Source organism: Trinickia violacea, from assembly GCF_005280735.1.
Taxonomy (GTDB): domain Bacteria; phylum Pseudomonadota; class Gammaproteobacteria; order Burkholderiales; family Burkholderiaceae; genus Trinickia_A; species Trinickia_A violacea.
In genome coordinates, this window is sequence record NZ_CP040077.1 from 4,336,263 (window position 1) to 4,349,817 (window position 13,555).

Annotated in this window: 13 protein-coding genes and 1 riboswitch; of the genes, 4 read left to right on the plus strand and 9 right to left on the minus strand. The window is 66.3% G+C overall.

The annotated features are described in order from the left end of the window. Nucleotides 1-132: 132 nt before the first annotated feature. The 8 genes from FAZ95_RS19840 to FAZ95_RS19875 form a co-directional block, all read right to left on the minus strand. Entirely contained in the window at nucleotides 133-1,098 is a 966-nt protein-coding gene (locus FAZ95_RS19840) for an MlaA family lipoprotein (RefSeq protein WP_137334009.1), read from the minus strand. 25 nt (nucleotides 1,099-1,123) lie between these two features. Next, nucleotides 1,124-1,657 (minus strand): outer membrane lipid asymmetry maintenance protein MlaD, encoded by a 534-nt coding sequence (mlaD, locus tag FAZ95_RS19845; RefSeq protein ID WP_175425652.1) that lies wholly within the window; start codon nucleotides 1,655-1,657, stop codon nucleotides 1,124-1,126. Nucleotides 1,658-1,734: 77 nt separating this feature from the next. Further along, the gene (gene mlaE, locus FAZ95_RS19850; RefSeq protein WP_137334011.1) at nucleotides 1,735-2,502 is read right to left on the minus strand and encodes a lipid asymmetry maintenance ABC transporter permease subunit MlaE; all 768 of its coding nucleotides are present in this window, start codon (nucleotides 2,500-2,502) and stop codon (nucleotides 1,735-1,737) included. Next, nucleotides 2,499-3,323 (minus strand): ABC transporter ATP-binding protein, encoded by an 825-nt coding sequence (locus FAZ95_RS19855; protein ID WP_137334012.1) that lies wholly within the window; start codon nucleotides 3,321-3,323, stop codon nucleotides 2,499-2,501. Before FAZ95_RS19855 ends, mlaE begins: the two co-directional genes overlap by 4 nt. 104 nt (nucleotides 3,324-3,427) lie before the next feature. Next, nucleotides 3,428-4,540, minus strand: coding sequence for a thiamine phosphate synthase (gene thiE, locus FAZ95_RS19860; RefSeq protein ID WP_137334013.1), 1,113 nt, complete (start codon nucleotides 4,538-4,540; stop codon nucleotides 3,428-3,430). Further along, nucleotides 4,537-5,352, minus strand: a complete 816-nt coding sequence (locus tag FAZ95_RS19865) for a thiazole synthase (RefSeq protein ID WP_137334014.1) — start codon at nucleotides 5,350-5,352, stop codon at nucleotides 4,537-4,539. The genes thiE and FAZ95_RS19865 overlap by 4 nt, the downstream gene beginning before the upstream one ends. Before the next feature lie 122 nt (nucleotides 5,353-5,474). Further along, the gene (gene thiS, locus FAZ95_RS19870) at nucleotides 5,475-5,672 is read right to left on the minus strand and encodes a sulfur carrier protein ThiS (RefSeq protein WP_137334015.1); all 198 of its coding nucleotides are present in this window, start codon (nucleotides 5,670-5,672) and stop codon (nucleotides 5,475-5,477) included. Nucleotides 5,673-5,695: 23 nt separating this feature from the next. Beyond that, a complete protein-coding gene (locus tag FAZ95_RS19875; protein WP_137334016.1) occupies nucleotides 5,696-6,901 on the minus strand; it encodes an FAD-dependent oxidoreductase in 1,206 nt (401 codons plus the stop codon). A gap of 128 nt (nucleotides 6,902-7,029) precedes the next feature. Beyond that, nucleotides 7,030-7,147, minus strand: a riboswitch (TPP riboswitch). Nucleotides 7,148-7,535: 388 nt separating this feature from the next. On the opposite strand from FAZ95_RS19875, the gene FAZ95_RS19880 reads away from it, so the two are divergent. The 4 genes from FAZ95_RS19880 to FAZ95_RS19895 all read left to right on the plus strand — a co-directional run bounded on the left by FAZ95_RS19880 (nucleotide 7,536) and on the right by FAZ95_RS19895 (nucleotide 12,860). After that, nucleotides 7,536-9,296, plus strand: coding sequence for an ABC transporter ATP-binding protein/permease (locus tag FAZ95_RS19880; RefSeq protein WP_137334017.1), 1,761 nt, complete (start codon nucleotides 7,536-7,538; stop codon nucleotides 9,294-9,296). Beyond that, nucleotides 9,293-10,126, plus strand: a complete 834-nt coding sequence (locus tag FAZ95_RS19885; protein WP_137334018.1) for an SDR family NAD(P)-dependent oxidoreductase — start codon at nucleotides 9,293-9,295, stop codon at nucleotides 10,124-10,126. Before FAZ95_RS19880 ends, FAZ95_RS19885 begins: the two co-directional genes overlap by 4 nt. Nucleotides 10,127-10,292: 166 nt before the next feature. Further along, nucleotides 10,293-11,558, plus strand: a complete 1,266-nt coding sequence (locus FAZ95_RS19890; RefSeq protein WP_137334019.1) for an MFS transporter — start codon at nucleotides 10,293-10,295, stop codon at nucleotides 11,556-11,558. Nucleotides 11,559-11,591: 33 nt separating this feature from the next. Beyond that, nucleotides 11,592-12,860, plus strand: a complete 1,269-nt coding sequence (locus tag FAZ95_RS19895) for a D-amino acid dehydrogenase (protein ID WP_137334020.1) — start codon at nucleotides 11,592-11,594, stop codon at nucleotides 12,858-12,860. Between the two features lie 26 nt (nucleotides 12,861-12,886). Here FAZ95_RS19895 and thpR read toward each other — a convergent pair whose 3' ends face one another. Next, a complete protein-coding gene (gene thpR, locus FAZ95_RS19900; RefSeq protein ID WP_137334021.1) occupies nucleotides 12,887-13,450 on the minus strand; it encodes an RNA 2',3'-cyclic phosphodiesterase in 564 nt (187 codons plus the stop codon). Nucleotides 13,451-13,555 lie beyond the last annotated feature (105 nt).

A 13,555-nucleotide genomic window follows, 5' to 3' on the forward strand; every position in this document is an offset into this window, starting at 1 on the left:
ATGAATAAGAGCGCTAGCCTTGGAGCCCTCAGCATTACGCGAGTTCGGCCGGTTGCCTAGCGCGAAACGGCAAATATTGTCTCGAACTGTTACCGCGACATTATCCGCGTCTCGCGCCGGGGTTGCTTACGGTTACGGCAAGTGCAGGTGCAGCGACGGCACGCCCTGCGACGGCGGCACGAACTGTTGCGCCGGCACTTGCGGAGCGCCCCCGTTCGGGCCGCCGAGCGTTGCCGGCGGGGTCGCCTCGACACCCGAAGCGGCCGATGCGGCCTCCGCCGGCGCCGCGGCTGCCGCCCCGGCGCTCGACGCGGCCTGTGCGGCGGCGGCCCCCGAAGCCGGGGCTTCCGCCGCGGCGCCTTCCGCGCCGTAATTCGGCAGCGACTGGTCGTAGTTCGGCAAGGCCGCATTGGCGTTGCCGTCCGAGATCAGGTACTGGCGGCGCTGCAAATACGCATTGCGGATGAACGAGTATTTGTCCAGCGCGGCGCCGCTCAGCACGTCGCCGGTCTGCAGCAGGTTGGCGCGGGTGTTGATCAGGTTCACGCCCCACAGCGACCAGCTGACCGACGACGGCTCGACGTACGTCAACGGATTGCCGAAGTAGTCCCCGACCAGCCCGACCGCGTCGCGCGCAGTGCTCGGGCCGAACAGCGGCAGCACGAGGTACGGCCCCGGCGGCACGCCATAGTGACCGAGCGTGACGCCCATGTCCGACGTGTGCTTCGGCAGCTTCGCGAGCGTCGCGACGTCGAACAGGCCGCCCACGCCGAACACGGTGTTGATGACGACGCGCATGATGTCGCCGACGCCGTCGGCGATCTTCAATTGCACCAGATTGTTAGCCGCGATGTAGACGTCACCGATATTCGAGAAGAAGTTCGTGACGCTCGTGCGCACCGGTTGCGGCACGGCCCAGGCGTAGCCCTGCGCGGCCGGCTTGAGCGCATAGGTGTCGACGGTATCGTTGAACTTGAACACCGTCCGGTTGAAGCCCTCGAATGGATCACCCTTAGTCGGCGTCTGCACGGTCGCGCAGCCGGCCAGGGCCGCCACCGCGAGCGTAAGCGCCGCATTTCTGATGCATGTGGTTTGCATTTCTTGTTCTCCTAAACTGGCTCTCTCAGCCCCCGGCGCCCGATGCCGGGGCCGGTGCTGCAGCGGGCGCGGACGACGCCGGCGCTTTCGACGCGCCCGAATCCGCTGCCTTGCTGTACAAAAACTGTCCGATGAGGTTTTCGAGCACGATCGCCGATTGCGTCATCGAAATCGTGTCGCCGGCCTTCAGCATGTCGGAGTCGCCGCCCGGATCGAGGCCGATGTATTGCTCGCCGAGCAGGCCCGCCGTGAGAATCTTCGCGGACGTGTCCTTCGGGAATTCGTATTGCTTGTCGAGGTCGATCGTGACGAGCGCTTGGTACGTGTTCGTATCGAAGCTGATCGAAGCGACCCGGCCGACCACCACGCCCGCGCTCTTCACCGGCGCACGCACCTTGAGTCCGCCGATGTTGTCGAACTTGAGCTTGACCGGATAAGTGGGCTGGAACGACAGCGAGCTCATGTTGCCGGCCTTCAGCGCGAGAAACAGCAGCGCGATAAAGCCCAGCACCACGAACAAGCCGACCCAGAAGTCGAGAGCATACTTTTTCATCGTCATCCCATTAGAAACCATGGCTGCGGGATCGAGCAGGTGCGGCGCTGCTGCACGCCGTTCGCCTCTGCTCGAGCACCGGCTTAGCTGAACATCAGCGCTGTCAGCAAGAAATCGAGACCGAGCACGGCCAGCGACGCGAAGACGACCGTCTTGGTCGTCGCGCGCGAGACGCCTTCCGGCGTCGGCTTGGCTTCGTAGCCCTGGAAGAGCGCAACAAACGTCACCGCGAAACCGAATACGACACTCTTGATGACGCCGTTGCCAACGTCGCGCCACACGTCCACCCCGCCCTGCATCTGCGACCAGAACGAGCCGGAATCGACGCCGATCATGATCACGCCGACCACGTAGCCGCCGAAGATGCCGACTGCGCTGAAAATCGCGGCGAGGATCGGCATCGAGATGATGCCCGCCCACATGCGCGGCGCGATCACGGTCTTGAGCGGATCGACGGCCATCATTTCGAGCGCCGTCAGCTGCTCGCCCGCCTTCATCAAGCCGATTTCGGCGGTGAGCGAGGTGCCCGCCCGGCCCGCGAACAGGAGCGCCGTGACAACCGGCCCGAGCTCGCGCACGAGCGACAGCGCGACCAGCAGGCCAAGCGCCTGCTCGGACCCGTAGCGGTTCAGCGTGTAGTACCCCTGCAAGCCGAGCACGAAGCCGACGAACAGTCCCGAGACCGCAATGATCACGAGCGAATAGTTACCGACGAAGTGGATCTGCTTTGTGACAAGACGCGGCCGGCGCAGAAGCGGGAAGAATTCGAGCACGAGCCGCAGGAACATGCGCGCCGCGTAGCCGGCCTTCTCCACGCCGCCGATCACCGAGCGTCCGATTGCGCTGATCATGCCTGCCCTCCGCCGACGCCGAAATCCGCCGCCAGCGACGTTTGAGTGGGGTAATGGAACTTGAACGGGCCGTCGGGGGCGGCGTCGATGAACTGGCGCACCGTCGGGTCGGTCGATTCGCGCAGCTGCGCGGGCGTGCCCTCCGCGAGCACGGCGCCGTTCGCGAGGAAGTAGACGTAATCGGCGATCGCGAACGATTCCGGCACGTCGTGCGTGACGAGGATCGACGTCGCGCCGAGCGCCTGGTTCAGCGTGCGGATCAGGTTCGCGGTGATGCCGAGCGAAATGGGGTCGAGGCCGGCAAACGGCTCGTCGTACATCATCAGCTCGGGGTCGAGCGCGATCGCGCGAGCGAGCGCCACGCGCCGCGCCATGCCGCCCGAAATCTCCGACGGCGCGAGATCGCGCGCGCCGCGCAGGCCGACGGCGTTGAGCTTCATCAACACCAGGTCGCGGATCAGCTCTTCGGGGAGATCGGTGTGCTCGCGCAGCGCGAAGGCGACATTCTCGAACACCGACATATCGGTGAAAAGCGCGCCGAACTGGAACAGCATGCCCATCTTGCGGCGCAGCGCGTAGAGGCCCTCGCGGGTCTGCTTGCCGACGTTCTGGCCCTGGAACAGCACGTCGCCGCGGCGCGCACGCACGAGGCCGCCGATCAGCCGCAGCACCGTGGTCTTGCCGCAGCCGGAGCCGCCCATGACCGCCACGACCTGACCGCGCGGGAAGCGCATGTTCAGGTTCGACAGGACGAGCCGGCCGTCGTTGTAGCCGAAATCGACGTTGCGAAGCTCGAGAAGGGTCTCGGAAGGAGAAGGCACGTAGCTGACAGTCCTTTTACGCGGAAGGCGAATTATAGGGCCTTCACGCAAATGTTGTCGCCGTGCGCCCCCTACCTTTTAACTGCGATCATGACAATCGATTATTACGCGAATTTTTGCTGCAACGCAACGACCGCCGCGGCGGGGTCCGCAGCCTCGGTCACGGCGCGCACGACCGCCGCGCTGGCGACGCCCGTCGCGAGCACGTCGGCCAGCACGGCGCCGTCGATGCCGCCGATCGCCACGAGCGGCACGACGCCCTCGAGCAAGCGCACGTAGCGGGCGAGCCTCGCCAAGCCCTGCGGGGCGGTCGGCATCACTTTCGTGGTGGTCGGGAAGACCGCGCCGAGCGCGATGTAGCTCGGCTTGAAGTGAAGCGCGGTCAGCATCTCGTAATAACCGTGCGTCGACAGGCCGAGGCGCAGGCCGGCTGCCGCGATCGCCTGGAGATCGGCCGTATGGACGTCCTCCTGGCCGAGATGCACGCCGTAAGCGCCCGCCGCGACCGCTTCGCGCCAGTGATCGTTGATGAAAACCTGGGCGTCGTGCTCGCGGCCCGCCGTCACGCAGCGTGAGATTTCGGCAGCCAGGACGTCGGGCTCGGCGCGCTTCAAACGCAATTGGGTGGTCTTCACGCCGTAGTCCAGCACGCGCTCGACCCAATCGGCACTCGGCAGCACCGGATAGAGGCCGAGCCGCTCGGGACAACGCGGGAACGCGGGCGTCGGCGCCGCCGGCAAGCCGGCGACGCGCGGAAAGCGGGACAGATCGACCGGCCAGGCGTCGTCGGCGCGCGTTTCGTCGCCGTCGCGCCACGCTAGTGCGAGCACGAGCGCGTCGTGCGCTTCAAAGCCGCAGTCGAGGAAGCCCGCGAGCGCGGCGAGCCAATCCTCGGCGAGCGGGCCCGCGCTTTCCAGCGCGTAACGGACCTCGCCGAGACGCAGCGTCACGTCGCCGGAAGCCGCCTCGATCACGCCCGCGCCGTTCGCGAGCCAGTGGTCGAGGCTGCCGGTGTGACCAGGAGCGCCTGCCTTCTGTTCGGTGAAAACGATGAGATCGCCGGCGCGCGGTTCATCCGGGGCGATCAGGCAAATGCGCCACGGCGCGTTCGCGGCCGGCCAATCGCCGAGCCGCGCGCGGATGCGCTCCGCGGCTTCGGTCAATTCGTCAGCGGGCGGCCAGAAGATTTCGCGATCGGGAAACGATAAGGTCCTCATGCCGAGCCCCCCGCGTGATGCCAGAACGGCATGCCGACCACCGGCGTGCTCGCCTGCGCGCTGTCGCGCTCGGCCATCGGACCGGCCAGATAAGCGCTGCGCCCTGCCTCGGCGGCCTGCGCGAACGCACGCGCCATCACGGGCGGATGCGTCGCCTGCGACACGGCCGTGTTCAGCAGCACGCCATCGAAACCCCACTCCATCACCTGGCACGCATGCGAGGGCACGCCAAGCCCGGCGTCGACGATCAGCGGCACGTCCGGCAGACGCTCGCGCAGCACGCGCAGCCCATACGGATTGACGACGCCCTTGCCCGTTCCGATCGGCGCGCCCCACGGCATCAGCGCCTCGCAGCCCGCGTCGAGCAGACGCCGGCCGATCACGAGATCCTCCGTGCAATACGGCAGCACCTTGAAGCCGTCCTTGACGAGCTTCGCCGCCGCTTCGACCAAGCCGATCGGATCGGGCTGCAGCGTGTAGTCGTCGCCGATCAGCTCGAGCTTGATCCAATCGGTTTCGAAGACTTCGCGCGCCATCTGCGCCGTCGTCACCGCTTCGGCGACGCTCTGGCAGCCAGCCGTGTTCGGCAGGAGCGGCACGCCGTGGCGCTTGAGCAAATCAAAGAAGCCGGCTTCGGCAGTATCGGCGTTCATCTGGCGGCGCAGCGCCACCGTGACCATGCCGGGCTTCGCGGCCGCGATCGAATCGGACAGCGACTGCAGCGACGGATAGCGCGACGTGCCGAGCAGCACGCGGCTCGCGAAAGTTTCGCCGTACAGCGTCAGCGAATCGGCGGCGAGGTTGGAAGTCATCGGAGAATCCTTGGGCTCAGGCGGCGGACTGCGGTCGATCGAGGCGTCGATTGCGCAGCCGCTCGAACCAATGAGGCAACAGTAAGAGCGAATGGTCGAATGGTCGTTGTTATCCGGCCGCGTCAGCCGCCGGCAACGGGTTGGACGACGTCGAGCTTGTCGCCCGCCTGCAACGCGCGCGCCGCATGCTGCGCGCGCGCGACGAAGTCGCCGTTGAGCGCGACCGCGAACGGCGGGCGCGCGCCGAACGCGGCGAGCGCGTCGGCGATGCTCGCGCCTTCCGGCAGCGACAGCAGCTTTTGATTGATCTGGATATCCATGGCTTTCTGAATCTGAGTCGGGTTCAGGCTTCGGCGCGCGGCATCGTCCGCTCGGACGCGTTCGATCCCCCAAAGGGACCGGCAACGCTCCGCTGGTGCAGCATCGGCGCCCAGCGATCGTTGGCGCGCCATTCGGCGAACGCGTCGGCATCGGCGATGCGCGCTTCGAGCAGCGCACCCGCGAGCCGCGCCGCGCATGCACTGACTTCGGGCACGATCATGTAGCCGTGCCGGTAGAGGCCGTTCACCGATAGCGTCGTCGCGCCATCCCACGTGATCGCCGGACGATGGTCCGGCAGCGTCGGACGGCACTGCGAATTCAATTCGAGGATGCGAGCTTCGCCGAAGCCGGGGTGCACCGAAAACGCCGCGCTCAGCAACTCGAGCGCCGAGCGCACGCTGACGGGCGACATGTCTTCGCCTTCGATCTCGGTCGCGCCGATCACGTAGATGTCGTTCTGCTTCGGCGCGATGTAGAGCGGATAGCGCGGGTGCAGCAACCGCACCGGCCGCGAGAGCCCGATGCCGGGCGCGTGGATGCGCGCCACTTCGCCGCGAATGCCGCGCAATGCGGGCAGCACCGGCTTCGCGCCGAGTCCGCGGCAATCGATCGTGATGCGCGCGTCCGGCAACGCGCGCTCGTCGACGCTCGTATTCCAGTGCGTCGCCACGCCGCGCTCGGAAAGACCTGCGGCCAGCGCGGAAAGCACTTGGCGATTGTCGAGCTGCCCTTCGCGCGGCAGCAGCAATCCTTGGTGAAAGCGTCCGCCGAGCGCCGGCTCGGCCTCGTCGACCTGCGCGCCGGAAAGCGTCAAAAACCCGCCGTCGAACAGCGGCGCCGGCGCATTCGCGCGCACGCGCCGCTCGAACAGAGACGCCTCGGCGCGGTCGGAGTGATGCCAGACGACGAGCGTACCGTTGCGCTGGAAGTAGACCGGTTCAGGCAATTGAGCGAGCAGCTTGGGCCACGCGTCGAGCGACTCGGCGCCAAGCTCGGTGATCAGCAGCTCGGCGCTCGCCGCTTCGGCGAGCGGCGCGAGCATGGCCGCCGCGACCCAGGCAGCCGCGCCTGAGCCCGCCGCATCGCCACGCTCATAAAGCGCCACGCTATGACCTTCGCCCGCGAGCCGCCAAGCCAGCAAACGACCGCACAGCCCGCCGCCGAGCACGGCGAAATCCGGGCGGCTTGAAACGGCTTTCGAGGAAACAACTGAAGATTGAACGCTCATCGGATCGATCCTTTCTGTACGGCAAAACGCACGTACCCAAGGACGAAACCGGCGGGTAAGGCCGGCCGGACGTTAGGCCCACATAGGGTGGACGCAGCCCGGCGGGAATCGAAATCCAATGGAAGCCAAGGGGGCTTCCGGAAACTTCCCGCGCCGGTATTACCCGGATCGGGTGCAAAGGGTCTCTCTCAGCCTTACCGCGGTATTACCGTGCCGCCCGCATGCAAAGCACCCCTGTTTCGTCGACGGCCATTAGACCATAAAAGGCGAAACCGCCGCAAACGGGAATGTCCCGTACCCCGGGGCCAGGTCAACAAAATGAGATAACTTGCCCCAATTTCTTACCCTCCCCCAAAGCGGCCGGAACACCCTGTAACGATAGTCCGCGAACGTTATTAAGACAGGCGCGACTGTCTGGCACAATGCCGTGAGCACAGACGCGTGCATCGGACGCGTAACCGGCGCGCACTCGAGCCCGGCACGGTCAAGCCTTGCGTCTGTCCACCCAGCCGGACCCGCTCGCCAGGACCGTTAAGACTCTTTTAAGAGGCTCACGCAAAAATCAGGCGTTTCGTGCCGCCTTCGTGCGGCACGCGTCGCCATTGCCGTGAGCCGGCACTACATCGGGAAGCTCATGAACCCAACCCTTTCCAAGTCCTCGCCAAGCGGCGTGCCGCGAGATTCAGACAAGATCTCCGCGTGGAGCCTGATCAAGCCCTATTGGGTGTCCGAAGAATGGAAGATCGCGTGGGGATTGTTGATCACGATCATCGCGATCAACCTCACCAGCGTCTGGCTGAACGTGAAGTTCAACACCTGGAACGGCGAGTTCTACAACGCCTTGCAGGCCAAGAACGTCCACGAGTTCCCGCACCTGATGATCGTCTTCACGGTCATCGTGTTCGCGTTGATCATCCTGTTCGTGTACGGCCGGTACCTGCGCCAGATGCTCGGGTTCCGCTGGCGCCAGTGGCTCACGCAGCGCTTCCTCGAAGAATGGCTCGGCGATGCCGCGTTCTACCGGATCGAGCGTGACCGCCTTGCCGACAACCCCGACCAACGTATCAGCGACGACCTTCAGTCGTTTGCGACCAGCACGCTGGCGCTGTCGCTCGATTTGCTGTCGACGGTCGTGACACTCATCTCGTTCGTGACCATCCTCTGGGGACTCGCAGGCGCGCTGACCGTCACGCTCGGCGGCATGCCGATCGTCATTCCCGGCTACATGGTCTGGGTTGCCGCGCTCTATGCGCTGGGCGGTTCGTACGTCATCTACAAGCTCGGCCACCCGCTCGTCTCGATCACGTATCAGCAACAGAAGGTTGAGGCGGATTTCCGCTTCGGCCTGATTCGGGTGCGCGAAAACGCCGAGCAGATTGCCTTTTACGATGGCGAAGCGACCGAGCGAGCCGTCGCGGGCAATGTCTTCCAGCGCATTCGCGATAACTGGTGGCGCGTGATGAAGTACACCAAGCGCCTGAGCTTCGTGCTGAGCTTCTACGGCCAGATCGCCATCATCTTTCCGATCGTCGTGGCGGCGCCCCGCTATTTCGCCGGCGCGTTCACGTTCGGCGTGCTGATGCAGATCCAGAATGCCTTCGGCACCGTCAGCGATTCGTTCTCCTGGTTCATCAACAGTTACTCGACTTTGGTCGAGTGGCGCGCCACCGCGAACCGTCTGCGCGAATTCAAGCGCGTGATGGGCGCGACGCACCTGAAGGAATCGATCCTGCCCGCCACCGAGCACGGCGGCATCAACCTGCACTACGTCGATTCGAACGCGCTCACCACCGACGGCCTGAAGCTCGCGCTGCCCAACGGCACCGAGCTCACGACGATCGGCAGCGTCGCGATCAAGCCGGGCTCGCGCTGGCTCGTGCGCGGACCGTCGGGCGCGGGCAAGAGCACGCTGATGCGAGCCCTCGCGGGCCTCTGGCCGTTCGGCGACGGGGCGATCGACGCGCCCGTCGACGCGCGCATGATGTTCATCCCGCAGCAGAGCTATCTGCCGATCGGCACGTTGAAGGCGGCGCTCGCGTATCCGTCGCCAGCCGATACCTTCACCGATGACGAGTGCCGCGAGGCGCTACGCGTGTGCCGCCTCGACGATTACGTCGATCGCCTCGGCGAGTCGGCGCACTGGCAGCGCGTGCTCTCGCCAGGCGAGCAGCAGCGTCTCGCGGGCGCGCGCGTGCTGCTCCACAAGCCCGACTACCTGTTCCTCGACGAAGCGACGAGCGCGCTCGATGCCGAAAACGAAGCGCGCCTCTATCACCTCTTCAACGAGCGGCTGCCGAAGGCGGCGATCGTGAGCATCGCGCATCGCGAATCGCTCGCGGCATTCCATGATGAGACGCTCGAGATCGAGCGCTCAGCCGAGCGCGCCGTCGCATGAACGCGCCCGGAGGGCCTGCCGGCGAGCGCCCGCTCGGGGAGACCGCGGTCGAAGCCCGCGGCGCCTCCGCGTTCGATCGCGTCGTCCTGATTACCGGCGCGGGCTCCGGAATCGGCGCGGCCCTGGCCCGGCAGATCGCCGCGCCTCGTATCGGCTTGATGCTGCACTCGCGCGGCGCCGATGCCGAATCGCGCAAGCGGCTCGAAGCCGTCGCGGCGCGCTGCGTCGAGCTCGGCGCGACGTGCGCGACCGTGCACGGCGATCTCGCCGAGCGCGGCGCGCCGGAACATATCGTCCACAGCGCGCTTGCGAAGTTCGGCGCGCTCGATCAACTCGTGGCCAACGCCGGCCACGCTCAGCGCCAGACGCTCGCGTCGCTCGACTCCGATACGCTCGCCGAATCGTTCGCTTCGATGCCGGGTGCGTTCGCGGCGCTCGTGAGGCGCGCGGCCGCCGCGCTCGAAACGTCGAGCTGCGCGCGCGTGGTCGCGGTCAGCTCGTTTGTCGCGCATCGCTATCGCGCGGACGCGCCGTTCGCTGCGACCGCGGCGGCCAAGGCCGCGCTCGAATCGCTCGTCAAGACGGCCGCGGCCGAACTCGCGCCCCACGGCATCACGGTGAACTGCGTCGCGCCCGGCTATACGCGCAAGGATCGCGGGCCGGCGCCCGAGAACGCCGCCATCTGGACGCATGCGGAGCAGGCGACGCCGCTTAGCCGCGTCGCCGATCCGGCCGACGTCGCCGCGCTGATCGCATTCCTGCTTTCCGATGCGGCGCGTCATATCACCGGTCAGGTGATTCATGTCGACGGCGGATTGACGTTGGGCTGACCGTTTCCTTTCGCCCTCCCCGCCATGGTTGCGCGCGCAACCATCGCACGCCGCACATGCTCCCCCTTCGCTTTTTGATCACTGGCCCGTCCGTCTAAGCCCGCCGTAAAATACCCGCCAAACCAAGGCGGGTCTCCTCGACCTGCACTAAAAGGAGACCTACCCGATGCGGTCCATCCAATGGTTCACCGAATTGTCGACGCGCGAGCGCCGCACGCTCTACGCCGGGTTCGGCGGTTATGCGGTCGATGCCTTCGACTTCATGATCTACTCGTTCCTGATCCCCACGCTGATCGCGACCTGGGGCATGACGAAGAGCGAAGCGGGCATGATCGCGACGAGTTCGCTGATCTCATCGGCGGCAGGCGGCTGGCTCGCCGGCATCCTCGCCGATCGTTACGGCCGCGTGCGCGTGCTGCAATGGACGATCGCCACTTTCGCGCTCTTCACCTGCCTGTCCGGCTTCACGCACTCGTTCTGGCAACTGCTCACGACGCGCACGCTGCAAGGCATCGGCTTCGGCGGCGAATGGTCGGTCGTGACGATCATGATGGCCGAGACGATCCGCTCGCCCGAGCATCGCGCAAAGGCCGTCGGCACCGTTCAGAGCAGCTGGTCGTTCGGCTGGGGCGCCGCGGCCATCCTCTACTGGGCCTTCTTCGCGCTCCTGCCCGAGCAATACGCGTGGCGCGCGTGCTTCTGGATCGGTATCGTGCCGGCGCTGTGGATTCTCTATATCCGCCGCAACGTGAGCGATCCCGACATCTTCCTGGCGACGCGCCGCGCGCGCGACGCGGGGCTCGACACCTCCCATTTCCTGCAGATCTTCACGGGGCCGCACTTGAAGGCGACCCTCCTCGGCAGCGCGCTCTGCACGGGGATGCTCGGCGGCTACTACGCGATCACCACGTGGTTGCCCACCTACCTGAAAACCGTGCGCCATCTGTCGGTGTTCAATACGAGCGGCTATCTGGTCGTGCTGATCGTCGGCTCGTTCTGCGGGTACATCATCGGCGCGATCCTCTCCGACAAAATCGGCCGGCGCGCGTCGTTCATCCTGTTCGCGCTCGGCTCGTTCGTGCTCGGCATGACCTACACGATGCTGCCGATCACCGATAGCGCCATGCTGCTGCTCGGCTTTCCGCTCGGCATCGTCGTGCAGGGAATCTTCGCGGGCGTCGGCGCGTATCTGTCCGAGCTGTATCCGAATGCGATCCGCGGCTCGGGCCAGGGCTTCTGCTACAACCTCGGACGCGGGCTCGGCTCGTTCTTCCCGATTCTGGTCGGCGTGATGTCGCAATCGATGGCGCTCGTCAAAGCGATCGGGCTCGTCGCCGGCAGCGGCTATCTGCTCGTGATTCTCGCGGCGCTCGCGCTGCCGGAGACGCGCGGCAAGTCGCTTACCGCGCCCGCTCCCGAACCCACGACATAACGCCACGCCCGAGCCTCACCCCGTATTTCGACCATGCATACGATTGTTCTCGGCGGCGGCGTGATCGGCGTCGCCACCGCGTTTTATCTGCGCGAGCGAGGCTGCGACGTCACCGTCATCGAACGCGAGCCCGACGTCGCGCTCGCCACCAGCTTCGGCAACGCGGGCGTGATCGCGCCCGGCTATGTGACGCCGTGGGCCGCGCCCGGCATGCCGGCGAAAATCCTCAAGTACCTGTTCAAGCCCGCGTCGCCGCTGATCTTCCGGCCGACGCTCGATGCCGCGCAATGGCGCTGGATCGCGAGGTGGCTGCGCGAATGCGACCTCGCGCGGTTCCGCGTGAACAAGGAGCGGATGCAGCGCATCGCGTACTACAGCCGCGCGTGCCTGCACGAGTTCCGCAATCAGCACGCGTTCGACTACCGACGCAGCCAAGGCTATTTGCAGCTCTTTCGCAGCGAGTTCGATGTGAAGCTCGCACAGCCCGCGCTCGCTGTACTGCGCGACGCGGACATCGCGCATCGCGAGGTGAGCGGCGCCGAATGCGTGCAGATCGAGCCGGGCTTGCGCTGGGCCAAGCAAACGCCGTATGCCGGGCTCTACCTGCCCGACGACGAAGCCGGCGATTGCGCGACCTTCACACGCGAGTTGCGCGCGGTCTGCGAAGCGAACGGCGTGCGGTTCCGCTTCGACACGCGCGTGGTTTCGCTCGACGTGCAAGGCGGCAAAGTGCGCGGCGCGCGCATCGAAAGCGCACAAGGCCCTCAGCAGACGCTGTCTGCCGACGCGGTCGTGACCGCGCTAGGCGTCGACAGCGTAGACGTCCTTGCGCCTCTCGGGGTGAGGGTCCCGCTCTATCCGGTAAAGGGCTACTCGGCGACGCTGCCTGTCGTCGACGACGAAAAAGCGCCGCGCGCCGCGCTGATGGACGAATCGCTGAAGACGGCGATCACGCGCTTCGGTCCGAAACTGCGGATCGCGGGCACGGCGGAACTCGGCGACCGCCGCGCGACCTTGCGCGAACAAGCGCTGCAGACGCTCATGAAGGTGCTCGACGACTGGTTCCCGCATGCGGCGAAGCCGTCGACCGCGCAATTCTGGGTCGGCCGCCGGCCGATGACACCCGACGGCGCGCCGCTCGTCGGGCCATGCGGCATCGACGGGCTGTGGCTCAACCTCGGGCACGGCTCGACGGGTTGGGCGATGTCGATGGGATCGGGAAAGGTGGTCGCGGATCTCGTCACGGGCGCTACGCCGGAGATCGATCTCGACGGACTGACGCTGGCGCGCTATCGCGCGTAGCCGGTACGCGTGCCTGCGCACGCAAGCTAACCGGTGGCGGCTTCGCCCTCCTCGCCGTCGGGCAACGCCGCCGACGCCAGCTCGCTATAGCGCGCCCCATGCCGCGCGAGCGTGCTCGAATAGAGCGCGAGCGTATCGAAACGGATCGACAGCCCGGCAACCGGCACCGGCAATTCGCAAAGCGCCGACGCGTCACGCGGAAACCGTGCAAGCGTGATGTGCGGACGGAACGCGCGATCGTCCATCGGCAATTCCAGCGCTTCCAACACCGCCCTAATACGCGCGGCGAGCGCAAACAATGCATCGGATTTCGCGAGCACCGCAACCGTCAGCCGCGGATGCGCCGGCCCGGGCCAATGCTCGATGCGCTCCGTGCGAAAGACCGGCAGCGCCTCGGCAACCGACGACAGCGAATAGCCGAGCAACCCGCCCTTGCAGGCGGAAATCGTCCCCAGAAACGCGACCGTCAGATGCAACTGATCGACCGGCACGCGCCGGGCAACCGGCGGCGAAGGAAGCCCGGAGAGCGTCTCGCGCGTCGCCGCATCGGGTGCGAGTGCGATGAAGCAGCGTTGCCAGTCGTCGTCCACGAGCGCCTCCGTTCGTCGGTTGGCCGAGTACGGGTATCGCGACCTGTCTATCGCGTTCGATTCCTACTGTACTGCGCGCGCACGCAGTGCGCATTCAGAAGAAAC